Raw genomic sequence first — 23,819 nt, 5'->3', positions numbered from 1 at the left:
CCTTCACCGACCAGTGAACACCGACCGTAGGTGCTTGCCGTTGACCAGCAAGGCGACCCCGAGCAGCAGCAGACCGCAGATCGCCTGCTCGCACTTCATCCACAGCGGGAAGGTCCCCGGCAACGCGATGATCACCACGATCGCGACCAGCATGATCGCCGACACCAGCCGCAGCCGGAGGAACCCCTTCCGGGATCCGCGCGCCGCCCGCCGCGCGAACGCGAACGTGAGCAGCGAGCTGGCGACCACGATCGTGCCGCGGGTCCAGACCGCGACGTTGACCGCCCCCGTGTCGTTGCGCAGGGCAATGATGGCGACCAGCGTCAGCACGCTGATGGCCAGATACCCGGCGACCAGCAGTTGCACACTCCGCAACGCTGCCGCACTCCGCGGGTGACGCACGTCCACAGTGGACATCTCCGGCTCCTTTCGAAAGCTCGACCACTCCAGCGTCGCGGTCCGGCTCCTTCGCCCACATCGGCCGCCGGGCCACATCCACGCCTCGTCCGGCTGACCGGGCCCTCCACCGATCGGTGGAGGGCAGGCAAATGATCGTTGCCCCGAGCACCTTTCTTCCGTGACAGTTTGTGCACGGATTGTCACGGGCTGTTTGCGGGTGCGTGCAGATGTCCGGACAAGCCTGGCGGGCGCGGGGCGGACGGCAGATCGTCTTGTGAGGAAGCGCAATCGACGAGGAAGAGATCGAGACAGCCGGTCGACCACGGGAGGGTCCGGACGCGTGCTCGAGACTTATCGCGGCATCCCACATCTGCTGGACACCTGGCTCGTCCTCACCGGCATGGCATTGCCGATCGCCATCTCGTCGCTGCGCCGGTCCGGCGACCTGATCCCCCGGCTGGCGGCCTTCTGCCTGCCGGTGGCCCTCGCCCTCGTACTCGCGGCAACCCTCAGCCCGACCGCACACCGGCTGGGCCAGGTCGGCCAGTGCGGTACTCACCTCACCACCACCGGCGGGCTCACCTCACTCCAGGGCCTGCTCAACGTCCTGCTCTTCGTCCCGGCGGCCGGCATGCTCACGCTGGCCGGCGGCCGCCCGGGCGACGGGATCGCTGCCGGGATCGGGATGTCGGCCGCGGTCGAGGCGATCCAGGCGCTGATCCCGCAGCTCGGGCGGTCCTGTCAGTTGCACGATCTGATCGCGAACTCGCTCGGAGCGTTCTGCGGGGTCGGTCTCGCGGCCGGCCTGCAGACCCTCACCCGCAGCCGCCGGCTGGTGGCGGGCCCGTACGTCGTCGAGCACGCCGCGATCCTCGTCGTACGGTCCCGGCGACCAGCCCGGCACCGGCGCGGCCAGCCAGTGCGGCCTGTATCGAAACCGGCTAGCGGGCTACGTACGGTAGTCAGGGCTCGGTGAATATCACAGACCGCATACGAAGTTATCCGGATGGTTATCCACAGGCTGTGGATAGAACGGGGGATGACCGCGCAACTACGCGGAGATATCCACAGGTCAGGGCCGGACGTCCAGTCCGAGGGTGGCCGCGACGACCATCGCCTGGGTGATGTCGATCCGGGCGTCTCTGAGCGTTACTGTCAGCGGGTCGAGCGTGGACAGGTCGGATCCGCGCAGGTCGGCGCCGGTGAAGTCGGCCCGCTGCAGCGAGGCGCCGGACAGATCGAGGTCGCGCAGCGTCGCCTTCGCCGCCCGGATGCCGGTCAACTCCGCCTCGCGCAGCCTCACCCCGGTGAACTCGGTCCCCTTCAGGTCCGCGCCCGGCAGACCGGTGAACGACCAGTCGCCGCCGGACACCTTCAGCAGGTTGAAGGTGCAGTCGTCGAAGTAGCTGCCGACGAGCTTGCACCGGGTGAAGGTGGTGTCGAACAGCGAGCAGCGGACGAAGGTGCAGTTCACGAACGCCGCGTCCGTGTGGGTCGAGGCGTTGAAGCGGGCCCCGCGGAACGTGCACTCCTCGAAGATCCCGCCGCGGTTGTCCACCTCGGTCAGGTCGGAGTCGATGAACAGCACCCGGTGGTAGGTCTGCCCGGACGGGTCGGCGTCGTCCCAGTCGCGGATCGTCGACTCGGTCGGCGCTCCCGGTCGCGCACGGTCGGCCATGAGTCTCCCTTGGTCGGTCCCCTGGGGCTCCCACCCTGCCATCTCGCGCCGACAAAGGTCATATCACCGGACACGACCTAGTTGTGATCGGTACGACGGAGAACGGTAGGCCGACCGATAACTACGGGCCGCACGATGGAGGGGTGACCGGAACTGAGCGGGTGATGGTGTTCGGCGCGGGAGGTTTCCTCGGCGCCAGGATCTGCGCGCTGCTCGCCGACCGCGGGGTCGAGTACCGCGGCCTGAGCCGGAGCCGGGGTGAGCCGTACCGGCTGTGCGACCTGGCCGCGATGCACTCGTACGCCCTGGACACCCAGATCGGCATGTACAAGCCGACCGTGATCGTCAACGCCGCCGGCGCCACGCTGGGCGAGCCGGCCGACCTCGTCCGGGCGAACGTGATCGCCGTCGAGGCCCTGCTCGCCTCGGCCCGGGACAACGCCGGCCATGCCCGCTTCGTCCAGCTCGGTTCGGCCGCCGAGTACGGCGGTGGTCCGCACGGCACCAGCCTGGACGAGCAGACCGAACCCCGCCCGGCCGGTCCGTACGGCGTCACGAAGCTGGCCGGCTCCGAACTCGTCCTGCGCGCCCAGCGCAACGGCGCGGACGCCGTGGTGCTCCGGACCTTCGACGTGATCGGCCCCGGCGCGCCCGCGAGCACCCTGCCCGGCCGCGTGATCAGGGATCTCCGGTCGCGCCAGTTGATCGAGGTCGGATCGCTCGACGTCTGGCGGGACTTCGTCGACGTCCGCGACGTCGCCGAGGCCGTGGTCGCGGTGGCGCTCGCGGACGCCAAGCTCCCGCCGGTCCTGAACGTCGGCACCGGCCGGGCGACTCTCGCACGCGATGTCGCCGGTCAGCTGTTCGAGCGGAGCGGGCAGCCGGCGAGAATCGTCGAAGACGGTCAGGACGGCGGTCCCGGGGTGAGCTGGCAGCAGGCGGACATCGGGTTGATCGGCACACAGCTCGGATGGTCGCCGAAGATCTCGCTCGAGCAGTCGCTCGCCGACGGGTGGTCTGATCGGTCGTAGGAGACTGGACAGGTGGAGATCCGCTCACTCAGCCTGCCCGCGCCAGATCGGCGACCGCCCGCGGTGAACGAGGACCTCGTGCTCACCGGGCCCGACTTCGTCCTCGTACTGGACGGTGCCACCGCTCCACCGGGCGTTGACTCCGGCTGCCGGCACACGGTCGCCTGGGTCGTCAGCCAACTCGCGACCCAGCTTGCGCCGCCGCTGCTCTCGCGCTCGTCCGCGCCGCTCACCGACCTCCTGGCCGACGCGATCTCCGCGGTCCGAGCTGCACACGCCGACACCTGTGACGTCACCAACCCGGACAGTCCCTCCTCCACTGTCGCGATGCTCCGGATCCAGCCGGACCACGTCGAGCACCTGGTCCTGGCCGACTCGCCCCTCGTCGTACGGTCACCGACCGGCGCGATCACCGTCCACAGTGACGACCGCATCGACCTCCTCCCCGAGTACTCCCTGGAGGCCGTCCGCCGGTTCCGCAACCAGCCCGGCGGCTTCTGGGTGGCGAGCACCGATCCCAAGGCGGCGTACGAGGCGGTCACGGGTACGACGGATCGCGCCGACGTCGACGTGGTCGCCGTACTGACCGATGGCGCGTCGCGGTACGTCGAACGCTACGGCCACCCGTGGGAGGACCTAGTCGACGTCCTCACCACCGACGGATTGCGCGAGTTGGTCGACCGGGTCTGGGCGTACGACGAGGCCCAGCCGGCCGGCGTTCGTGGGAAGCGGTACGACGACGCCAGCGTCGTACTCTGCCGTCCCTAGGGACGCGGGCCGTACGACGGGAAGGTCGGGCCGGGGTTGTTGTAGCGGGGCGCGTACTGCGGGGGCTCGGGCGGCCGCACCACGTCGGTGACGCGCGGAACCTCGACCCGGTCCTGCTGCCAGCGAGTGATCTCGAGGAGCAGTAGCGAGGCGGCGATGCCCGCGACGATCAGCAGGACGGTCGCCACGGTGAAGCCGATGTTGACCGCGAGCGCGACCCGGACCATGAAGTCCTGCAGGTCGTAGATGTCGACGTAGTCACCGGTCGCGTCGGCGGCGTCGGCCGCGTCGACCAGGCGGACGACCCACACGATGAAGCCGATGAAGGCGATACCACCGCCGCCGATCAGGATCACCCAGAATCCCGTCCACGACGCCCACCACCCGTACAGCAGCGCGCGCATCCGGCCGGTCCGGATGGCGCCCGGCTGCTCGAGCGGCTCGCTCGCGGTGGCGATGTCCTGGACGATCTCCAACGGATACCAGAACTGCACGATCGGGCAGAACCACGAGCCGACCACCCAGCCCTGCACCCGCCGATGCAGGCCGCGGGCCGGGTCGACCGGCGGCCCGGGACGCGGCGCCAGCGGTGAGTGCAGGAAGTCGGTGTTCTCCCGCGCTTGCCAGAGCCAGATCAGGAAGGCGACCGCCGTGCCCATCAGCAGGTAGCTGACCAGGTTGAGCAGCGGTCCGGTGCCGGCGATCGACTGGATGCCGCGGTTGACCTCCTCCTCGGACAGCAATCCGTAGACGAACCGCTTGACGTCGTCGTACGAGCTCCACAGGAGCGCGGACTGGATCACCGCCGCGACCGCGGTCAGCCCCATCAGCACGATGCTGACCAGCGCGATCTTCCGCAGCGGCCGGTACCGCGGCGGGATCGGCGCCGGCTGGTACGGCATCGGTCGATACGGGCCTGGATACTGCGGATATTGGCCTGGATACGGCTGCGTCATCTGTCCACCTCCCCGCAGCCAAGTTAACCCACGGCCAGGAGCGATCAACCCCTTGTCCACAGGTGAAAAGCTGCAACTAGACGGTGGCGAACGCCTGCTGGACCGCAGGCAGCGCGAGCTCCCGGTCCACGGCCGACAGCCCGATCCGGGTCCGCCGGTCCAGTACGTCGTCCACCGTCAGCGCACCCTCGTGCCGGATGGCGAACAACAGCTCGGCGTACGTCGTCCGCAGTCCGGCCGCGATCGGCTCCAGCGACCCCGGCGCTCCCGCGATCACCTCGGGCGCCTCGACGCCGTACCGCTGGACGAATCGCGACGGCGCAGATACGGCCGCCAGCCGGACCCGATCGGCCGCGCCGACCAGCGGAATCCGGTGGGTCAGGCACGGCCGGCGTACGTCGAGGGTGGACTGCTCCAGCGCCTTGTCGAGCGCGTCCTGCGCCATCCTGCGGTAGGTGGTGAGCTTCCCGCCGACGATCGTCACGAGTCCGTCGTCACTGGTGATCACCGCGTGCCGCCGGGAGATGTCCGCGGTCTTGTCCGCACCCTTGTGATGCCCGGTGTCGAGCAGTGGGCGGAGACCGGCGTACGTGCCGATCAGGTCCGCTCGCGTCAGCGGCGTCTGCACCGCGCTGCTGATGATGTCGAGCAGGAAGTCGATCTCCGCGTCGGTCGCCTGCGGTACGTCGTTCACCGGGCCGGGCGCGTCCTCGTCCGTCAGACCGACATACACCCGGTCGTCCGGCGCCGGGATCGCCATCACCACGCGGCGCAGCTCACTGGGCACGGGCACCGTGAGGATGGCGGACAACCCGCCGAACACGGACTGCGGCAGGACGAGATGCGTCCCCCGGCTGGGCCGCAGCCTGATGCCGGCGGCGACCTGACCGGCCCAGATCCCGGCGGCGTTGATCACCACCTTCGCGTCCACGGACAGTCTGTGCCCGGTCAGTTGGTCGACCAGGACGGCACCGCGTCCGGTGACCTCGGTGGCGGCGACACGGGTGAGGATACGGGCGCCGTACTGCGCCGCGGTCCGTGCGATCGCGACCACCAGCCGGGCGTCGTCGTACAACTGACCGTCCCAGGTCAGGAAGCCGCCGCGCAGGCCTTCCGGCCGCAGAGTCGGCGCGTAGCGGAGGATCTCGGCCGAGCTCACCCGGCGCGAGTGCGGCAGGAAGTCGTCGCTGGTCCGCGCGAACGTGCGCAGGACGTCGCCGCCGAGGAACGCCGACCGCAGCATTGCCGCCTGCGCGAACCTTGCCTGCGGCAACCATGGCGCGACCTGCGGGATCGGGTGGACCAGGTGTGGCGCGGTCGTCTTCATCAGGATGCCGCGCTCGACCGCGCTCTCGTACGCGATGCCGACATGACCGGAGGCGAGGTAGCGCAGCCCGCCGTGCACGAGCTTCGAGCTCCAGCGGCTGGTGCCGAATGCGAGGTCGTGCTTCTCGACCAGGGCAACGGACAGGCCGCGGGCGGCCGCGTCCAGGGCGACGCCGGCGCCGGTCACCCCGCCGCCGATGACGAGGACGTCGATCTTGCCGATCGTGTCCAGCCAGTCCAGCTCGCGGGTCCGGCGGGCGGCGTTCAGGCTGGCGTTGCCCACCGTCCTGAATTCCCTCCCCGCCCCGCCGCCCCGGTCGATCATGGCGTCAGGTACTTGGTGAGCATGTCGCGCAGCTCGTCGTCGAGCTTCGGATACTCGTCCTTCGCGGCCATCACCGGACCGGAGACCGCCGAGGCCAGCGAGACGAGGATGATCTGCCGGGCCAGCCACACCGGGTCGCCGGTCCGGATCGAGCCGTCGGCCTGGCCCAACTTGATGCCCTCCTCGACCAGCTTGAGATGCGCGACGGTACTGCTGCCGCGGCGCTCGAGCAGGTACGGCGTGAGGAACTCGGGGTCGAGCTCGATGATCTTGCGCATCAACGGGTGGACGCGGGTCTGCGCGACCACCTCGACCACGCCCTCGACCAGCCGGGACCGGCCGTCCGCGGCGTCCGGCTGGAACGCCGACACCAGCGCGGTGGTCCACTCCCGGGTCATCAGCGCGGCGACCACGGCCTGCACGTTCGGCCAGCGCCGGTAGAGGGTCGCGCGGGAGACCTCGGCATGCCGGGCGATGTCGGCCATCGTCATCCGGCGCATCCCGATCGCGAGCAGCAGCTCGTAGGCCGCGTCCAGGATCCGCTCCTCGCCGATCGCGTTCGCGGGCGCCGGACGGGCGCTGGTCTCGGGCTCCGACTCGCTGCTACGCTGAGACATCACACGTCAGAGTGTATCAGCGACTGTGCCGTCCCGGAACTGTCCGTGGGAGGTGGGAGCCAGGGGGTTCCACCTCCCACGGACGCTACCTCGCAGCACCGCCGAAAGGGAGCCCACGATGACCGAGTCGGACCTTCCGGTGGTGCATCTCACGCCCGGCCGCTGGGGCGACCCCGACCACCCGGTGGCCCTGCCGCCCGCGGCCCTCGAAGCCCTGAAGCACCTCGGCGTACGACGCCCGACGACGGATCCCGTGAACCCGCCGGCCGCAGTCGACCGACCGGGGCTGAGCCCGGAGCAACTGTCGTTCCTGGCCGGAGTGGTCGGTGCGGAGCACGTTGCTTCCGACCTGGAATCGCGGTGGGCGCACACCCGTGGCTACTCGACCACCGACCTCCTCCGCCACCGCCTGGGTGACACGTCCGACATGCCCGACGCCGTCGTCTACCCGGCAACACACGACGAGGTGCTCGCTCTCCTCGTCGGCGCTGCTGACCACGACCTCGCACTCGTGCCCTACTCCGGCGGCACCTCGGTGGTCGGCGGACTCGCTCCCGACCGCCGCTTCATCACCGTGGATCTGCGCCGGCTGGATCAGCTGGTCGCACTGGACGAGATCTCGCGGACCGCGACGCTGCAGGCCGGTGTCCGGGGTCCGGCGGCCGAAGCACTCCTCGCCGAACGCGGTTACACACTCGGCCACTTCCCGCAGTCCTACGAGGGCGCGTCGATCGGCGGCTATGCAGCCGCGCGGTCGAGCGGGCAGTCGTCCGCCGGGTACGGACGCTTCGACCAGATGGTGGTCGGGCTGACACTGGCCACCCCGCGCGGGACCATCGAGCTCGGCCGGGCGCCGATGTCCGCGGCCGGGCCGGATCTGCGGCAACTCGTGCTCGGGTCCGAGGGCGCGTTCGGGATCATCACGTCGGTCGTCGTACGGATCCGGCCGCGACCGACCGAGCGGCACTTCGAGGGCTGGCGGTTCGAGAGCTTCGCCGACGGTCTGACCGCGATCCGGCGGCTGGCCCAGGACGGGCCGTTGCCGACGGTGCTGCGGTTGTCCGACGAGGTCGAGACCGCGGTGAACCTGGCCGATCCGGATGTGCTCGGTGGCGGGTCAGGCGGCGTACTGGCGATCATCGGGTTCGACGGGCCGTACAACTCCGCGACGGCCGAGGTCCTGACCGCCGCCGGTGGGCAGAACCTCAGCGAGGGTCCTGGCGAGACCTGGCGAGTCGGCCGCTACCGAGCGCCGTACCTGCGTGATCCCTTGCTCGACGAGGGCGCGCTGGTGGAGACCCTCGAGACGGCCGCCTTCTGGTCCCGCATCCCCGAGCTGAAGGCCGCCGTCACCGAGGCGCTGGTGCAGAAGCTGACCGAGCAAGGCACGCCACCACTGGTTCTCTGCCACGTGTCCCACGTCTACGAGACCGGTGCCTCGCTGTACTTCACGGTGATCTCGGCGCAGACCGACGATCCCGTGCAGCAGTGGCGTACGGCGAAAGCCGCCGCCAGCCAGGCGATCGCGACCGCCGGCGGCACCATCTCGCATCATCACGGCGTCGGCACCGACCACCGCGCGGCCTACGCGGACGAGATCGGTCCGCTTGCGCTGGAAGCCCTCCAAGCTGTCAAGCACGTCCTCGACCCCGGCGCCGTCCTCAACCCCGGCATTCTGCTCTGACGGAACTCTTGACCTCAAGTTCACTTGAGGGATGACAGTCGGGACATGACTCCTGAATCCTCCGACCGACCTGTCGCTCTCGTCACCGGTGCGTCCGCCGGTCTCGGACTCGCGCTCGCGCACGGACTCGCCCGACGCGGCTGGGCGCTGGTGATCGATGCCCGCGGCGCCGAAGCACTCAAGGATGCGGCCGACGCGCTGGCGAGCCACACCGACGTGATCCCGCTCGCGGGCGACGTCACCGACCCCTCGCATCGCGCCGACCTGGTCGACGCCGTGGCCGGGCTCGGCCGGCTCGACCTGCTCGTCAACAACGCGAGCTACCTCGGCCCGAGTCCCCTGCAGGCGTTGGGGTCCGCCGATCTCGACGAACTGCGTCGCGTCTACGAGGTCGACATACTCGCACCGATCGCTCTGACCCAAGCACTGCTGCCATCACTCACCGCGGCGTCGGGTGTGCTGCTCAACATCAGTTCTGACGCCGCAGTGGAGGCATACGAGACCTGGGGCGGCTATGGCTCCGCCAAGGCCGCACTGGACCACGCGACCCGAGTCCTCGCTGCTGAGCACCCCACGCTGTCCGTGTACGCCGTCGATCCGGGTGATCTGCGTACGGCGATGCACCAGGCCGCGTTCCCCGGCGAGGACATCTCGGACCGGCCCGAGCCGGCGACCGTCGTACCGGCGTTCCTGCAGCTGCTCGACAGCCGGCCGGAGAGTGGTCGCTACCGAGCCGCCGAGTTCACGCCGGCGGTGACGTCGTGAGGGTGCATCCCCACACCAGATTCGTCCTGCCCGATTCGCTCAACGCCGGCGAACCGCCGGAGGCCCGGGGACTGTCACGGGATCAGGTGCGGCTGCTGGTCGCGGAGGGGTCGACCGTCACGCACACCCGCTTCGACCGGATCGGCGAATACCTGCGACCGGGAGACCTCTTGCTGGTGAACACCTCCGGCACACTGCCGGCGGCCGTCGACGGCTCATGGCTCAGCGGGTCCGGTGTGGAGCCAGTGGTCGTGCACTTCTCCACTGCGCTCGACGACGGCACTTGGGTGGTCGAGCTGCGCAACGGTGGCGGACCGATGTTCGGCGGTACGGCGGGCGACCACGTCGAACTGCCAGAGGGTGTGCTGACCCTGCTGTCGCCGTACCAACCGGGCTCCAATCGCCTATGGCGTGCCAAGCCTCCAGTGGTGGATGTGCTCGGCTATCTGGAACGCCATGGCCGTCCGATCACCTACAAGTACGTCGGTCAGCACTGGCCGCTGGCGTCGTACCAGACTGTCTTCGCCCGCGAGCCTGGCAGTGCGGAGATGCCCAGTGCGGCAAGGCCGTTCAGCTTTGAGCTGGTGAGTCACCTGGCGTCGCAGGGCGTACTGATCGCGCCGATCCTCTTGCATTGCGGGGTGTCCTCACTCGAGAGCCACGAACCACCTCTGCCCGAGCGGTACGACGTACCCGCGCACACGGCACGCCTGGTCAACTGGGTCAAGGCCAACGGAGGGCGCGTGATCGCAGTCGGCACGACGGCGGTCCGAGCCATCGAGTCAGCCGTCAGGCCAGATGGCTCGGTCAGCGCGGCACACGGCTGGACCGACCTCGTCCTCGGCCCGGATCACCCGATGCGTGTTGTGGATGGCCTCGTGACCGGGATGCACGCACCCGAGGCCTCGCACCTACTCCTTCTCGAGTCGGTCGTCGGAGGCAGCACCGTCCAGCGCGCGTACGACGCGGCTCTGGACGAGCACTACCTCTGGCACGAGTTCGGCGACAGTTGCCTGCTGCTGCGCTGACGGCGCCGGCAGTTGCCCCCCATTGCCCGGCCGTGCACGTTTCTCCACCGCACATGGACTCATCGCAGATGTCCTTACCACTTGGGTCCCCCGTCGGGACGTCACCTGATTAGACGAGTATCTGCCCTCCGCTGTCATCCGCATTCATCGAACCGAGCGCAAATTGTGGCCTAGGCCGATTGCCTGCACTGTGAACGGCGTCCGCGGAGGGTTCGACATCTCGGGCTCGTGGGTCTCGGCCTGGGCGGACGTGGGGCACTCACTAACCCGGTCCGGCAGCCGCCGAGTGCTCGCGGGCGAGCGGGGCATCGCCGGCATCGCGCTGCTTGGTGAGTGGCCCAGGTCCGGTCAGCGGCCCGGCATCGCCAAACTCGGCGCCGCCGGGCGGGATGTGGCGGACTTCCAGGCCATCACAATCGCCGAGACGCTGCGGTCGTCGGTGTGAGGCCTTCGTCGTCGCCTCGTTGTGATGGTCTGGCGATCCGGTCGACGGCACGGGCAACACCCACGGAACCGACCGGAGCTCCCGATATGCCCTCGAATGCGGCAGGCGCCGGGCCGGCCCGGGCCGCGGGAGGCGGCGACTGGTTCCGCCGTACCGGCGATCTGGTCGTCGGGGTCAAGCGGTTCGAATCCTGAACGCCCGAAACCCGGCCGACTCACCGTCCGGAGAGCTGCCGCCGCAGCACGGTGCGGCGGGTCTGATCACGCTGCACCAACTGCTCTGGGGTCAGGTGCGGGTTTTCTTGCGGCGGTGGTTGCTGGTTTGGAGGAAGACCCAGGCTACGGCTGCGCCGGTGAGGAAACCGCCGAGGTGGCCTTGCCAGGAGATGCCGGGGATGACGAAGGAGAGGACGGCGGTGATCGCGACGTAGCCGAGGATCCAGGTGACGTCGAGGCCGCGGGCGCGGTGGACCACCAGGAGGGCACCGACCAGGCCGAGGACGCCGCCGGACGCGCCGAGGGTCGCCGAGCCGGGGGCCGCGAGCAGCCAGACCGCGAGGCCGCCGCCGAGGGCGGACAGCAGGTAGAGGGTCAAGAACCTGATCCGGCCGAGCATCTGCTCCAGTGGCGGACCGAGGACGTACAGCATGAACAGGTTCGAGAAGATGTGGAAGATCTGCACGTGGGTGAAGGCCGACGTGAGCAACCGCCACGGCTCACTGTCCACCAGCACCGGGACCAGCACCAGGTCGTTGAGGATCTGGGCGCCGCCGACATGGACGGCGATGAAGACCAGCACGTTGATCGCCATCAGGCTGAGCGTGACGACTTGCGGGTTACCGCGCTGGATGCCGCCGAGCGAGGTCCGGGTGCGCGGCACCGACTTCACGCCCTCGTTGAAGCAGCTCGGGCACTGGAAGCCGACCGCGGCGCTGTTCATGCAGGCCGGGCAGATCGGCTTGTCACAGCGCTGGCAGCGGACCCCGGCGGGCCGATCCGGGTGCCGGTAGCAGACGGTCTCGGTCACGCGGGTCGATCCTCCACAGTGCGGCGGGTCCGGGCCGGCTGACCGGCCCGGACCTGGAAATCAGGCGTTCTTGTGCTCAATGACGACGGTGTTGATCAGGATCGGCTCGATCGGCCGGTCGCCCGGCGCGGTCTTCGCGGTCGCGATCGCGTCCACGACCTTCTTCGACTCGTCGTCGGCAACCTCGCCGAAGATCGTGTGCTTGCGGTTCAGGTGCGGCGTCGGGACCACGGTCACGAAGAACTGCGAGCCGTTGGTGCCGCGGCCGAACTGGATGCCGGCGTTCGCCATCGCCAGCAGGTACGGGCGGTCGAACTGCAGCTCCGGGTGGATCTCGTCGTCGAAGGCGTACCCGGGCGAGCCGGTGCCGGTGCCGAGCGGGCAGCCGCCCTGGATCATGAAGCCGTCGATGACGCGGTGAAAGGTCAGACCGTCGTAGAACTTCCGGGTGGTGGCCTGCCCGGTCTGCGGGTCGGTCCACTCCTTCGTGCCCTCGGCCAGGCCGACGAAGTTGCTCACCGTCTTCGGCGCGTGGTTGGGGAACAGCCTGATGACGACGTCACCCTTCGTCGTCTGCAGGGTCGCGTACAGCTCTTCGGCCACGGGAGTCACTCCTAGATCAGTTACGGCTTACGCCCTCGATCCTGTCATGTGAGTCCAAGCAGAATCGCACCGACCGGCCGGAAACCAGTACGCCACCCCTCCGCCTCGCTCCGGGGCCAAGCAGAACTGGATTGGTCGGGCGCTGGACAATCACGCGGCCCTCGGCTTTGCTCCCGGGTAGGGGAAGGGGAGAACTGAGTTGGGGAATGGGTGGGGCGGGGATGGGCACCGGGTGATTGGCTGGGTACGTCGTACGATGCAGATGACACCGGATTTGTCCAGAGCCGTATCAGCAGGGTCCATGACGCCGATGGGCCGGAGCGCTGTCCGTCATGACGGGTGGCACCGAGGAGGGAACCGTGGGTTCAAGGAAGTCCAATGGCCGGGTCGAGAGCAAGAAGGACAAGGTCCGGCCACTCGCCGAGTCGGCGTCGGGGAAGATCGGGCCGGCTGTCGGCCAGGTCCGTGACCACCTCGGCCCCGCTGTGGGTACCGCACGGGAGAAGGTGTCGCCGTACGCCGAGAAGGCCGTCGAGCGTGGCGCGCACTATGCAGGAGTGGCGGTCGAGAAGGCCAGCCCGGTGATCGACGATGCGCTGGCCCGGGTCGGACCGGCCACCGAGGCCGCCGCTGAGAAGGCGCGCGTGCGGTTCAACGACGACGTGCTGCCGAAGGTGACCGCCGCACTGGTTTCGCTCGCGGCTGCCGCCGAGCCGGTGGTCGAGGAGACCTCGCGCCGGGGCAAGGCCACCAAGGCCGCGCTCAAGGGTGAGATCGACGTACCGAAGAAGAAGAAGAGCCACAAGCTCCGCACGGTCGTGCTGCTCCTGGGCTTCGGTGCCTTGGCCGCGGCGGCCGTGAAGAAGCTGCTGACCCCGCCGGAGCCGGCCTGGCAGTCGACCCCGACCAGCGGCCGCGACTACAGCTCCGCCCCGGCCGGTACGACGTCGCGCCCGGAGAGCCCGTCCGCCAACGGCAAGACCGACGCCCCGAAGGCCGAGTCGCCGAAGCAGGACACCGCCAAGCCCGACACGGCCAAGCCCGACAGCGCCAAGGCTGCCGACGATGCCAAGACCGAAGCCACGAAGGCGGAAGCCGAGGCGAAGGCGGCCGCGAACGGCGCCACATCGAACGGCCCGACGGCCAAGAAGACCACCACCTCCCGGAAGCCGACCGGCTCGACCGAGTCCAAGCCGACCGACTCCTGACCAACCACCGCGACTGACCAACCGCGACTGACCGACCACCGCAACGGCGAAGGCCGCGAACCCGATCCGGGGTTCGCGGCCTTCGTTTGTTCGGCGTCGCCTTGCGCGTACGACGTCAGTTCGGTTGCGGCTCGGGATCAGTGTCGGTGTCGGCGTCGGCGTGATCCGGCTTGGCGATCGTGTAACGGCCGGCCGAGAGCAACTGGGTGGCGTACCGGTGGGTGATGCACGGATAGGTGCCGCCGCAGTGCAGGCAGACCGCGTCGTTGCGGTGCAGCCACGGGAGGATGCCGAACCGCTTGATCCAGGTCAGCGGCTCGCGGTCGGGCGCGTGCAGTTGGAGCGCCGCGCGGGCGGCGTCCTGGATCTCGGGGGCGGACCAGTCTTCGGCGCTCTTGTCCATCAGCGCGCTGAGGTCGGGGTGGAGGTGGGCAGTCGAGCGGGTTTTGGTCATCTATGAGTCTTCCGGGGCAGGGTAGAGGGCGCGGTTGAATCGCTCGCTTCAAACGTGACGACTCGATCGCTATGAGCAACGATAGTCCTCTGGTAACCCCAACCGCGCGCTGATAAGCACCATCTCGGTGTCAGATCTTCGTCAGGTTTCGCAGCGTGCCGCGCCGGTTACACCGGTTCAGGTCCAGAGCGTCTCGAGTGTGACCCGGGCCTCGAGCTCGAGCAGATGCCGCTTGGTCGGGATGCCGCCGCCGAAGCCGACCATCTTGCCGCCGGCGCCGACCACCCGGTGGCAGGGCAGGACGATGGCGATCGGGTTCCGGTTGCAGGCGACGCCGACGGCCCTCGCGGCGCCGGAATCCCCGACGATCTTCGCGACGTCGCCGTACGTCTGCATCTCGCCGTAGGGGATCCGGCCGAGCTGGGCCCAGACGGAGCGCTCGAAGTCGGAGCCGCCGGGGACCGAGAGCGGCACGGTGAACTCCTGGAGCTCGCCGGCGAAGTACGCCTTCAGCTGCTCGGCGGTCTCGGTGAGCAGTGGGTCGGCGTCGACCGGCCGATCGGTCGAGCCGAAGTGCAGGCGGCAGAGGCCGATGTCGTCGACCGCGAGAGTGAGGTCGCCGATGGGCGAGTCGATCACTGACCAGCGCATACCCCCATCCTGCCGCTGCCCACCGACAGTTTCCGGCGGAAATGCGCCACCAGCCGACCGCGACATGATGTCCTCGCCTGGTCACGCCGTGTTGTGCTACATCTGATCCATGCCGAGCCGGGCGCCGCAACCGCCACTGGACCGCTGGTTCAGTTCCGAGCGTGCGATGGGCCTGGCCGCGTCGATCCTGATCGGGCTCGTCACCGTCTCCACGTGGGCGACCGCCTGGTCGGACTGGTATTCGTACCAGACGCTGAAGAAGTACGCCGACGACCCGGGCCGACTGGCCGATGCCGACCTCATCTCCGGCTCGCTCGGCATCGTCGCCGCGCTCGCACTGCTGGCGGCCGCGGTGGTGTTCATCGTCTGGCTTTGGCGGGTCCGGTGGAACGCGGAGATGTTCTGCCGCGGCGAGCACCGGTTGACCCGTGGCTGGGTGCTCGGCAGCTGGATCTGCCCGGTGGTGAACCTCTGGTACCCCAAGCAGGTCGTCGACGACATCGTGGCGGCCAGCGACCCGCGGACCGATCCGCACACGGCGAGCCTGAAGGAGATCCCGGGCACCCAGCTGGTCTGGGTCTGGTGGCTCACGTGGGTGGTCGGCCTCGTCACCGGCAACATCGTGCAGCGCGGCGTGCTGGCCGGCTCGACGCAGCTCGGTGATCTGCGGACGAACGTCGTACTGTCCACCATCTCGGCCTTGTTCACCACCGCGGCCGCGGTCCTCGCGGTGATCCTGGTCGGGCGGATCGACGAGCTGCAGACCAAGCGTCCCTGGGTGCCGTGGTGGGCGATCGACCAGCCGCAGAACGGATTCCAACCTCCTGCGCGGTAAACCAAACCGTCACGCACCGTCCTTTGCGTCGTTACAAGTGGTGATGGGCGTACGAAAAGAACATGTTAAGTCGACACCCTCCGTGCTGGGGCCGACTCCCGTCGCGTACCTACTTCGTGGTATCAATGTGGCTCGGTCATGCGGGGGCAGGATTTGGCCGAGACGCCGAACAGACGGAGTTCCAGCAACGCGAGGGACGCGAGACGTGAGCCACCCGCAGCCAGCAGTCCTGTCTGCCCTTGAAGACCACGAAGAATGGCAGCCACACGCTGCCGAGGAGTTCCAGCAAGTCGGAACGGTGGGCAAGATCGCCATCGGTCTGCTGGGTGCATCGACGGTCACCCATCTGCTCTCCACCTGGTCCGACTGGAACACGTACTCCGTCGTCCACCGCTACCTCGGCGGGATGCCGAACGTCGACGACGCGGACCTGAACCGCGCCGACGCGATCGCCAAGGTCACCGCGGTTCCGAACGTCATCATCTCGGTCACCGCCGCCGTTGTCTTCGTGATCTGGCTCTGGCGGGCCCGGATCAACTCCGAGGTGTTCTGCCAGGCCGACCACCGTCGCAGCCACGGCTGGGTGCTGGCCAGCTGGTTCGTCCCCGGCCCGAATCTCTGGTATCCGAAACAGATCGTCGACGACGTCTGGCTCGCCAGCGATCCGAAGACTCCCGTATACACCGACGACCTGCGCCGATTCCGGACTCCCAGCCTCACCTCCGCCTGGTGGGTGGCCTGGGTCGGCGCTCTCGCGTTCGACGTGGTGGTCCGCCGCTTCCTGATGTGGATGGAGGCGACCGTCGGGTCGCTGCGCGGGATCGCCCTGGCCGGTACGGCGTCGCTCGTGCTCACGGCCGTGTCCGCGGTCGCGGCGACGATGGTGATCCGCAAGATCAACGGGATGCAGACCGGCCGCGCGTGGGTCCCGTGGTGGGACCAGCGCGAGCCGAAGCTCACCGCGGTGCCGACCTACGCGAACGACGACACCGACGAGCAGCCCGCCATCTCCGAGCCGATCGCCCAGTCCGCGCCGATGCCGGCACCTTCGCTGCGGCGGGAGCGCCAGCCCGAGTTCCAGATGGCCGGCGTCGGCCAGGCCCCGGCGCCGAACCCGTTCGCTCCGGCTCCGGCCCCCGCACCGCAGCGCTTCCCGGGTGACAGTGCGGCCGCGAGTGGATTCCCCGGCGGTGGCAGCCCCTTCGCGGCCGGTGCCGCGCCCGCCGCGTTCGGCGGCGACAGCGCTCCGGAGGAGTCGCCGAAGTGGAGCCCGTTCGCTCCGGTCGTGCAGAGCTGGCAGGACGGCAACGACACCGGTCCGGCCACCGAGCAGTTCAACGCGGTCGAGTCCTGGCAGGACGAGCGGCAGGCCGAGGAGACGTCGTACGAGAGCGCGAAGACATCCTGGAGCGACTACCTGGACTCCGGCAGCGACGACGTCCTCGCCACCGACACCGGGAGCCGGTGGCTGGACGAGGCGGCGCCGATGACCGTCGCCCAGCCGGACCCGTACTCGTACCAGCCGGAGCAGCCGGCCGAGCCGACCTGGGCGGCCACCTACTCCGAGCCGTACTCGTACGAGACGCCCGACTACCTGACCCCGACGTCCTCCGTCCCGGAGGTCGAGACCGCACCCGAGCCTGAGCCCGCGCCAGTTGCGCGCGCCGGTCGCCGGGCCGCTCGGGTCGCGGTGGACAGCCCGTCGGCGATCCAGCCGGCGATCCCGTCGCATGCCGTGGACACCCCGCCCGAGCACACTGTGTACGCGCCGTCGGAGCACACCATGCCGTCGTCGCACGTGACGGCGGGCTCCGGATACTACGAGCCGGCTCCGGCCCAGACGCAGCAGGACGACTTCCTGACCCCGTCGAAGCCGCTGCCGCCGGTCCCGGAGTACGGCCCGGAGCCGTCCTACCAGGCCGACAACTATGGTTCGGACTACGGCAACTCGTCGTACGGCGAGTCCAGCTACCAGCCGTCGTCGTACGAGGCTCAGTCCGAGTACCAGACGTCGTACAGCCCGGAGTACCCGAGCAGCAGCTACGACCAGCCGACCGACTACGGGTACAGCTCGGACTACTCGAGCAACAGCAACAGCAACTACGAGTACGACTCCTACAGCGGCTCGCAGTACAGCAGCAACGAGCCGTACGAGACCTACAGCCCGAACTACACGTCGGAGTCGTACTACACCCCGGCTGAGGAGCAGCAGCAGCCGACGGAGTACGAGCAGCAGCAGCCGTACTCCTACGAGCAGCAGCAGCCCGCTCCCGAGCAGCCCACCACGCCGCGCACCCACCCGCGCCGTCGCTGGGTCTGATCAGCTAGCCGTATGCATTTAGCCTTCGCCACGCTCGGCTGTCCCGGAGCGCCCCTCGACCATGTCCTGGAGCTTGCCAAGGGCAACAATATTTCCGGACTGGAACTGCGCGCCGCGCCGGACGAGTTCACCCACACCGGGATGACCGCGGCGCAGCGGCGCGAACTGCGGACCCGGATCGAGGACGCCGGTCTGGAGATCCTCGCGGTGAGCAGCTACGTCAGGCTCTGTGCGGTCGAGGACCAGCCCCTCGAGGCCCACCTCGAACTCGCCGCCGACCTCGGTGCCCGCGGCGTCCGCGTCTTCCCCGGCGACGATCCCGGTGCGACGGATGCTGGTACGGCGGACTCCCCCAGCGCCGGCGAGATCCGGGCCCTCGATCGGGTCATGTCCGCCCCCAGGGATGTCCACATCCTGCTGGAAACTCACGACTCGCACTCCGCCGGCCGGCAGGTCGCCGCGCTCTGTGCGCTGCTCGACACCGACGTCCCCGGCCACAACGTGAAGGTGATCTGGGACAGCTCCCACACGTGGTCACACGGCGAGACCCCGGCCGAGGCGTTCAACCTGCTGCAGCCGTGGCTCGAGTTCGTGCAGGTCAAGGACAGTGACTCCCGCCAGAACTACCGCCCGGTCGCCATCGGCGCCGGCGACTTCCCGGTCCACGATCTGCTGCAGACCCTCGACGGCACCGACTACCCGGTCTCCCTCGAGTGGGAGCTCAAGTGGCACCCGCACCTCCCACCGCTGGAGGAGGCGCTCCCCGCCACGCTCGCCTGGTTGAGCTAGGGCGTCGGCGCGGTCAGGTAGCGCGTGAGGGTGGGGCCGAGCCAGGCGACCACGTCGTCGTGGGACATGGTCGCGATCGGCGCGATCCCCAGGATGTAGCGGCAGAGCGCGAAGCCCAGAGTCTGGCTCGCGACCAGGCCGGCCCGGATGGCCGGCTGCTCGATCGCGAGGTCGCGGAGCGTCGGCGCGAGCTGGGCGGCGAACAGTTCACGCATCCGGTCGGCCGCCGCCTCGTTGGTGACCGACGACCGCAGTAACGCCCGGAGGGTGTCGTCGCCCTCCCATCGCGTCACGAAGTGCCGCACGACAGCCTCGCCCAGCTGGTCCGGCGGGACGTCGCGGAAGTCGGGCAGCCGGAGGTCGAACTCGGCCGCCGCGGCGAACAGCTTCTCCTTGTTGCCGAAGTACCGCATCACCATCGCCGGGTCGATTGCCGCATCGGCCGCGATCGCCCGGATCGTGGCCCGCTCGTACCCGTCCGCGCCGAAGCGCTCCCGGGCCGCCGTCAGGATCGCCGCCCGGGTCCGGTCCGACTTCTTCTCCGCCATCCCCCCAGCATATGCCAACGGTTGTTGACTTTTCCCGGAAGCGCTCCTACAGTAAAAGTCAACAAGCGTTGATAAATGCGAAGGGGAAGAACATGATTCCGGAGAGTGCTGATGTCGTCGTGGTGGGTGCCGGTCCGGTGGGGCTCGCGGTCGCAGCCGGGCTCCGCCTGCACGGTCACTCGGTGGCCGTGGTCGACCGGCAGGCCGCGGGTGCGAACACGTCGCGGGCCTGCGTGATCCACCCGCGGACCCTGGAGATGCTGGACCAGATCGGCGTCACCAACCGGCTCGTCGACGAAGGCCTGGAGCTGGAGGAGTTCGCGGTCCGCGACGCCGACCGCCGCCTGATCCCGGTCGGCTTCGCCGAGTTGCCGACCAAGTACCCGTTCATCGTGATGATCCCGCAGTCGGACACCGAGCGGATCCTGCTCGAGCGGCTCGAGGAGCTCGGTGGCTCGGTGCTGCGTCCGTACGCCGCTACCGCCGTGACCCAGACCGTGGACGGCGCCGAGGTGACCCTGGACAGCGGAGACGTGATCAAGGCGAAGTACGTCGTCGCCGCCGACGGGATGAACAGCACGGTCCGCGAGCTGGCCGGTCTGCGGATGCCCGGCAACACCCTGCAGCTGTCCTGCAGCCTGATCGACGTCCGCGTCGACGGCGGTCTGCCGTTGGACGAGGTAGCCCTGTACTTCTCCAACGAGGGCCTGCTCGTGGTTGCACCGTTGCCGGACGGGTCGTTCCGGCTGGTCGCGGAGGTGCACGACGCCCCGGAGCACCCGGACGCCGCGTACGCACAGCAGTTGCTGATCGACCGCGGTCCGCGCAAGACCTCGCCGAAGGTCACCGAGGTGGTCTGGGGCTCGCGGTTCCGGATCCACGAGCGGGTCGCCGACGAGTACCGGGCCGGCCGGATCCTGCTGGCCGGTGACGCGGCGCACACCCACAGCCCGGCCGGCGGCCAGGGGATGAACCTGGGACTGCGGGACGCGGTGACGCTGGCCGACGCACTCTCCCTAGCGCTGACCCGCGGCGACGACGCGGACCTCGACGCCTACGCCACCAACAGCCGCGCCGAGGCGGTCCGGGTGATCGGGCTGGCGCACCGGCTGACCCGGCTCGCGAACCTCCCCCGGCCGCTGCGCCAGGTGCGCAACACGATCGTCGGCCTGGCGGGCCGGCAGCAGAAGGTCCAGGTCAAGTTCGCCAAGCAGTTGGCAGGCTTCCCAGAGCGCTGACCGGCCGCTACCCTCCAGTTGCCACAAGCAACCATTCGACGACTGGAGGTCATGGTGTTCCGCCCCACCCGATGGACCCGCATCATTCCGCTCGCGCTCGCGGCCGCCCTCGCCTTCCGCGCCGCGAGCCACGTGCGGGCGACACCGTCACCGGCCCGGAGGCCGAGCAGGCCGACGAACTGATCCACCTGCTCCGGGTCAACACGCCGACGCAGGCTGACCGCAAGCGACTGGCCGGCCTCGATCTCGACCTGGCCCGGACCCGGCGGCCAGGTGCGGGGTTCACCCCTGATCTGGCCCGTCCACCCCACGTGTGCGGTGGGCAGAAGGGTCCAGCTGCGAGGTTCTCCCTTGAAATTGACCCGAGCGGAAGCCAGATTTGGCAACGACCTCAACGCTGCTTGGCGAGGCACTCGCAGCCGAGTCGACCATCAGTCCAGCCCGGCAGTCGATCAAAGCCGATGATCACCGTCGCCCGGGGTGCGAGAGTGACCGCGAACCTCACCTGCTAGCCGGCGGTCGACTCCCGGATCTCCAACGTGTACGGGACAGTGAGGTCGCGGCGCGCGGCCTCACCGTTCCCGGCGATCCGCTCGAGCAGGAGACCGACCGCGTTGTCGGCCAGCCATTCCTTGTCCGGCGAGATCGTGGTCAGCGACGGCGCGTGGAAGCGGCCGTCCTCGATATCGTCGAAGCCCACGACCGCGACATCGCCCGGGACTTTGAGGCCGGCGTCGGCCAGGGTCCGCAGCGCACCAAGTGCCAGCAGGTCGTTGAAGCAGAACACCGCGTCCGGCGGCTCCGGCAGAGCGAGCAACTCGCGCATCGACGCTGCGCCGTCCGGGCGGTGGTAGCCGGTCCCGGCCAGCTCGAGCGCGGGATCGTGCGGCAGGCCGGCCGCCTTGAGTGCTTTCCGGTAGCCCTTCCGCCGGACCGCTCCGGTGCTCGTCCCGCCGACGCCGATGGCCGCGATCCGCCGCCGTCCCAGCGTGATCAGATGCGTCGTGGCGTCGTACGACGCCTTGACCGAGTCGACCGCGACCCGGTCGAACTGGCCGCCGGCCGGTCGCTCGCCGAGCAGGACCAGCGGCTTCCCGGTGTAGGCGACGGTCAGTTTGGCTGGGACGGTGGTGATCGGGGAGAAGATGATGCCGTCGATCAACTGCCCGCGCATGCCGTCGAGGACCACCTTCTCGGCGGGGGCCTCGCCTTCGGTCTGGTCGATCAGCACGGTGATGCCGCGACGCTTCGCGGCCCGGCTGATCGCTGCGCCGAGCTCGGCGAAGTACGGCGAGGCCATCTCGGGGATGGCCAGGGCGATGAAGTCGGACCGGCCCTTGCGCAGCGAGCGGGCGCTGACGTTGGGCCGGTAGTCGAGCGCGGCGATCGCGGCCTCGACCTTGGCCCGGGTCTGCGCGGTGATGTGCGGGTAGTCGTTGATGACGTTGGAGACGGTCTTCACCGACACCCCGGCCTGCGCGGCCACATCGCTCAGCCTGGTCGTCATCGCCAACCTCCTGTCACCGGCTTGAGCCTGAGTGTGCCACGGGCGCCCGGCACGAACCCTTTACACCGGTTGTCAATCGTTGTAGACATCCACGTTAAACGTTGTAAAGACCCTCCGGGAGATCCTGTGGCGCGGCTCGTGGTGGACCCGGCGTTCGTGGTCGGCGCGCTCGACCGGCGGCTGTTCGGCTCGTTCGTCGAGCACATGGGCCGCTGCGTCTACACGGGTATCTACGAACCCGGCCACGCCACCGCGGACTCGGACGGCTTCCGCCAGGACGTGCTCGACCTGGTCCGCAAGCTCGGCGTCACCACGATCCGCTACCCCGGCGGGAACTTCGTCTCCAACTACGACTGGGAGGACGGCGTCGGGCCGAAGGACCGGCGGCCGCGGCGGCTCGACCTGGCCTGGCGGGCGATCGAGCCGAACCAGTTCGGCACCGACGAGTTCGTCGCCTGGTCCCGGAAGGCGGAGATCGAGCCGATCTGGGCGGTCAACCTCGGCACCCGCGGGATCAAGGCAGCCGTCGAACTGCTCGAGTACTGCAACCTTCCGGCCGGCACCGAACTGCCCGACCGCCGGGTCGCGAACGGCAACCCGGAACCGCACGGCATCAAAGTGTGGTGCCTGGGCAACGAAATGGACGGCCCCTGGCAGATCGGTCACAAGACCGCCGAGGAGTACGCGCGGCTGGCCGAGGAGACCGCGAACGCGTTGCGGCGGGTCGAGCCCGGGCTCGAACTCGTCGCGTGCGGCTCGAGCAACGCCGGCATGCCGACGTTCGGCGAATGGGAGCGCGTCGTACTGGAACGCACGTACGACCTCGTCGATCACATCAGCCTGCACGCGTACTACGAACCGCACGACGGTGACCAGGCGAGCTTCCTGGCCGCGTCGGAGGAGATGGACCGGATGATCACCGAGGTGGTCGCGACCGCGGACCACGTGAAGGCGCTGAAGCGCAGCGACAAGGAGATCACCCTGTCGTTCGACGAGTGGAATGTCTGGTACCAGCAGCACTTCCCCGGTGAGCTCGGCCCCGACATCCGCGAGGCCGGTCCGCTGATCGAGGACAGCTACACCGTCGACGCCGCGGTGGTGGTCGGCAGTCTGCTGATCACCCTGCTCCGGCACGCGGACCGGGTGAAGATCGCTTGCCTCGCGCAACTGGTGAACGTGATCGCCCCGATCCGCACCGAGCCCGGCGGTCGCGCGTGGCGGCAGACCATCTTCCACCCGTTCGCGCTGACCGCGCGCTACGCCGGTCCGACCGTGCTGCAGACCGCGGTGACCGGCGGGCCGGAGATCGACACCGCCCGGTTCGGCCGGATCCCGGCGCTGTGGAGCACAGCGACGTACGACGAGAAGACCGGGGAGACCGCGATCTTCGTGGTGAACCGGAGCGAGACCGACAAGATCGACCTGGAGATCCCGCTCGGCCTGCGACTGATCGAACACGTCGCCCTGTACGACGACGACCGCACCGCGCTGAACACCGCCGACGATCCGGACCGCGTGCTGCCGCGTGCGGTCGACGGCACCGAGGTCGTCAACGGCACCTGCACCGCCATGCTGCCGCCGGCGTCGTGGCACCTGATCCGCCTGCACCGTTGATTCG

General features: G+C 69.2%; 24 protein-coding genes. 13 read left to right on the top strand and 11 right to left on the bottom strand.

What is annotated here, in order from left to right; genetic code table 11:
• Nucleotides 1-3: 3 nt before the first annotated feature.
• Nucleotides 4-417: a hypothetical protein gene (locus tag ACXC9Q_RS31145; protein ID WP_457060196.1), complete on the bottom strand. Its 414-nt coding sequence runs from the start codon at nt 415-417 to the stop codon at nt 4-6.
• 322 nt (nt 418-739) lie between these two features.
• Between ACXC9Q_RS31145 and ACXC9Q_RS31140 the strand changes: the two genes are divergently transcribed.
• The gene (locus tag ACXC9Q_RS31140; protein WP_457060195.1) at nt 740-1,375 is read left to right on the top strand and encodes a VanZ family protein; all 636 of its coding nucleotides are present in this window, start codon (nt 740-742) and stop codon (nt 1,373-1,375) included.
• A 96-nt stretch (nt 1,376-1,471) separates the two neighbouring features.
• Here the strand turns inward: ACXC9Q_RS31140 and ACXC9Q_RS31135 are convergent, their stop codons facing one another.
• Complete coding sequence (locus ACXC9Q_RS31135) at nt 1,472-2,077, bottom strand: pentapeptide repeat-containing protein (protein ID WP_457060194.1); 606 nt, start codon at nt 2,075-2,077, stop codon at nt 1,472-1,474.
• Nucleotides 2,078-2,220: 143 nt separating this feature from the next.
• On the opposite strand from ACXC9Q_RS31135, the gene ACXC9Q_RS31130 reads away from it, so the two are divergent.
• The gene (locus ACXC9Q_RS31130; protein WP_457060193.1) at nt 2,221-3,108 is read left to right on the top strand and encodes an NAD-dependent epimerase/dehydratase family protein; all 888 of its coding nucleotides are present in this window, start codon (nt 2,221-2,223) and stop codon (nt 3,106-3,108) included.
• 12 nt (nt 3,109-3,120) lie between these two features.
• The gene (locus ACXC9Q_RS31125; RefSeq protein WP_457060192.1) at nt 3,121-3,876 is read left to right on the top strand and encodes a protein phosphatase 2C domain-containing protein; all 756 of its coding nucleotides are present in this window, start codon (nt 3,121-3,123) and stop codon (nt 3,874-3,876) included.
• On the opposite strand, the gene ACXC9Q_RS31120 is transcribed toward ACXC9Q_RS31125, so the two are convergent.
• The 3 genes from ACXC9Q_RS31120 to ACXC9Q_RS31110 form a co-directional block, all read right to left on the bottom strand.
• Nucleotides 3,873-4,832 (bottom strand): DUF4328 domain-containing protein, encoded by a 960-nt coding sequence (locus tag ACXC9Q_RS31120; RefSeq protein ID WP_457060190.1) that lies wholly within the window; start codon nt 4,830-4,832, stop codon nt 3,873-3,875. The two genes, ACXC9Q_RS31125 and ACXC9Q_RS31120, sit on opposite strands and share 4 nt — an antisense overlap.
• A gap of 76 nt (nt 4,833-4,908) precedes the next feature.
• Nucleotides 4,909-6,441, bottom strand: a complete 1,533-nt coding sequence (locus tag ACXC9Q_RS31115) for a glycerol-3-phosphate dehydrogenase/oxidase (protein WP_457060189.1) — start codon at nt 6,439-6,441, stop codon at nt 4,909-4,911.
• Nucleotides 6,442-6,479: 38 nt separating this feature from the next.
• Complete coding sequence (locus ACXC9Q_RS31110) at nt 6,480-7,100, bottom strand: TetR/AcrR family transcriptional regulator (protein WP_457060188.1); 621 nt, start codon at nt 7,098-7,100, stop codon at nt 6,480-6,482.
• Nucleotides 7,101-7,218: 118 nt separating this feature from the next.
• On the opposite strand from ACXC9Q_RS31110, the gene ACXC9Q_RS31105 reads away from it, so the two are divergent.
• The 4 genes from ACXC9Q_RS31105 to ACXC9Q_RS31090 all read left to right on the top strand — a co-directional run bounded on the left by ACXC9Q_RS31105 (nt 7,219) and on the right by ACXC9Q_RS31090 (nt 11,022).
• Nucleotides 7,219-8,784 (top strand): FAD-binding oxidoreductase, encoded by a 1,566-nt coding sequence (locus ACXC9Q_RS31105; protein WP_457060187.1) that lies wholly within the window; start codon nt 7,219-7,221, stop codon nt 8,782-8,784.
• A gap of 45 nt (nt 8,785-8,829) precedes the next feature.
• Nucleotides 8,830-9,549 carry an SDR family NAD(P)-dependent oxidoreductase gene (locus tag ACXC9Q_RS31100; protein WP_457060186.1) on the top strand — a complete coding sequence of 240 codons (720 nt, stop codon included), beginning with the start codon at nt 8,830-8,832 and terminating at the stop codon, nt 9,547-9,549.
• A complete protein-coding gene (locus tag ACXC9Q_RS31095) occupies nt 9,546-10,577 on the top strand; it encodes an S-adenosylmethionine:tRNA ribosyltransferase-isomerase (RefSeq protein WP_457060185.1) in 1,032 nt (343 codons plus the stop codon). Before ACXC9Q_RS31100 ends, ACXC9Q_RS31095 begins: the two co-directional genes overlap by 4 nt.
• A 190-nt stretch (nt 10,578-10,767) precedes the next feature.
• Nucleotides 10,768-11,022 (top strand): hypothetical protein, encoded by a 255-nt coding sequence (locus ACXC9Q_RS31090; RefSeq protein WP_457060184.1) that lies wholly within the window; start codon nt 10,768-10,770, stop codon nt 11,020-11,022.
• A gap of 285 nt (nt 11,023-11,307) precedes the next feature.
• Here ACXC9Q_RS31090 and ACXC9Q_RS31085 read toward each other — a convergent pair whose 3' ends face one another.
• Nucleotides 11,308-12,048 (bottom strand): rhomboid family intramembrane serine protease, encoded by a 741-nt coding sequence (locus tag ACXC9Q_RS31085; RefSeq protein ID WP_457060183.1) that lies wholly within the window; start codon nt 12,046-12,048, stop codon nt 11,308-11,310.
• Nucleotides 12,049-12,108: 60 nt separating this feature from the next.
• Nucleotides 12,109-12,651 carry a peptidylprolyl isomerase gene (locus ACXC9Q_RS31080; RefSeq protein ID WP_457060182.1) on the bottom strand — a complete coding sequence of 181 codons (543 nt, stop codon included), beginning with the start codon at nt 12,649-12,651 and terminating at the stop codon, nt 12,109-12,111.
• Between the two features lie 359 nt (nt 12,652-13,010).
• On the opposite strand from ACXC9Q_RS31080, the gene ACXC9Q_RS31075 reads away from it, so the two are divergent.
• The gene (locus ACXC9Q_RS31075; protein WP_457060181.1) at nt 13,011-13,859 is read left to right on the top strand and encodes a hypothetical protein; all 849 of its coding nucleotides are present in this window, start codon (nt 13,011-13,013) and stop codon (nt 13,857-13,859) included.
• Between the two features lie 115 nt (nt 13,860-13,974).
• Here ACXC9Q_RS31075 and ACXC9Q_RS31070 read toward each other — a convergent pair whose 3' ends face one another.
• Nucleotides 13,975-14,313: a hypothetical protein gene (locus tag ACXC9Q_RS31070; protein WP_329483177.1), complete on the bottom strand. Its 339-nt coding sequence runs from the start codon at nt 14,311-14,313 to the stop codon at nt 13,975-13,977.
• Nucleotides 14,314-14,490: 177 nt separating this feature from the next.
• A complete protein-coding gene (locus ACXC9Q_RS31065) occupies nt 14,491-14,964 on the bottom strand; it encodes a methylated-DNA--[protein]-cysteine S-methyltransferase (protein ID WP_457060180.1) in 474 nt (157 codons plus the stop codon).
• A gap of 109 nt (nt 14,965-15,073) precedes the next feature.
• Between ACXC9Q_RS31065 and ACXC9Q_RS31060 the strand changes: the two genes are divergently transcribed.
• The 3 genes from ACXC9Q_RS31060 (at nt 15,074) to ACXC9Q_RS31050 (ending at nt 18,908) form a co-directional block, all read left to right on the top strand.
• On the top strand, nt 15,074-15,799 hold the full coding sequence (locus tag ACXC9Q_RS31060; RefSeq protein WP_457060179.1) for a DUF4328 domain-containing protein: 726 nt from the start codon (nt 15,074-15,076) through the stop codon (nt 15,797-15,799).
• 298 nt (nt 15,800-16,097) lie between these two features.
• Nucleotides 16,098-18,119, top strand: coding sequence for a DUF4328 domain-containing protein (locus ACXC9Q_RS31055; protein WP_457060178.1), 2,022 nt, complete (start codon nt 16,098-16,100; stop codon nt 18,117-18,119).
• Nucleotides 18,120-18,131: 12 nt separating this feature from the next.
• Nucleotides 18,132-18,908 (top strand): sugar phosphate isomerase/epimerase family protein, encoded by a 777-nt coding sequence (locus ACXC9Q_RS31050; protein WP_457060177.1) that lies wholly within the window; start codon nt 18,132-18,134, stop codon nt 18,906-18,908.
• On the opposite strand, the gene ACXC9Q_RS31045 is transcribed toward ACXC9Q_RS31050, so the two are convergent.
• Complete coding sequence (locus ACXC9Q_RS31045) at nt 18,905-19,456, bottom strand: TetR/AcrR family transcriptional regulator (protein WP_405070195.1); 552 nt, start codon at nt 19,454-19,456, stop codon at nt 18,905-18,907. The genes ACXC9Q_RS31050 and ACXC9Q_RS31045 overlap by 4 nt on opposite strands.
• Before the next feature lie 92 nt (nt 19,457-19,548).
• On the opposite strand from ACXC9Q_RS31045, the gene ACXC9Q_RS31040 reads away from it, so the two are divergent.
• Nucleotides 19,549-20,694, top strand: coding sequence for an FAD-dependent oxidoreductase (locus tag ACXC9Q_RS31040; protein ID WP_457060176.1), 1,146 nt, complete (start codon nt 19,549-19,551; stop codon nt 20,692-20,694).
• Between the two features lie 508 nt (nt 20,695-21,202).
• On the opposite strand, the gene ACXC9Q_RS31035 is transcribed toward ACXC9Q_RS31040, so the two are convergent.
• The gene (locus ACXC9Q_RS31035; protein WP_457060175.1) at nt 21,203-22,201 is read right to left on the bottom strand and encodes a LacI family DNA-binding transcriptional regulator; all 999 of its coding nucleotides are present in this window, start codon (nt 22,199-22,201) and stop codon (nt 21,203-21,205) included.
• Nucleotides 22,202-22,327: 126 nt separating this feature from the next.
• Here ACXC9Q_RS31035 and arfA point away from each other — a divergent pair, with 126 nt between their 5' ends.
• Complete coding sequence (gene arfA / locus ACXC9Q_RS31030; protein ID WP_457060174.1) at nt 22,328-23,815, top strand: arabinosylfuranosidase ArfA; 1,488 nt, start codon at nt 22,328-22,330, stop codon at nt 23,813-23,815.
• Nucleotides 23,816-23,819 lie beyond the last annotated feature (4 nt).

The organism is Kribbella sp. CWNU-51 (assembly GCF_054073265.1).
Note: the sequence above shows the minus strand (reverse complement) of the source record. Positions and strands in the feature narration are given on the sequence as shown.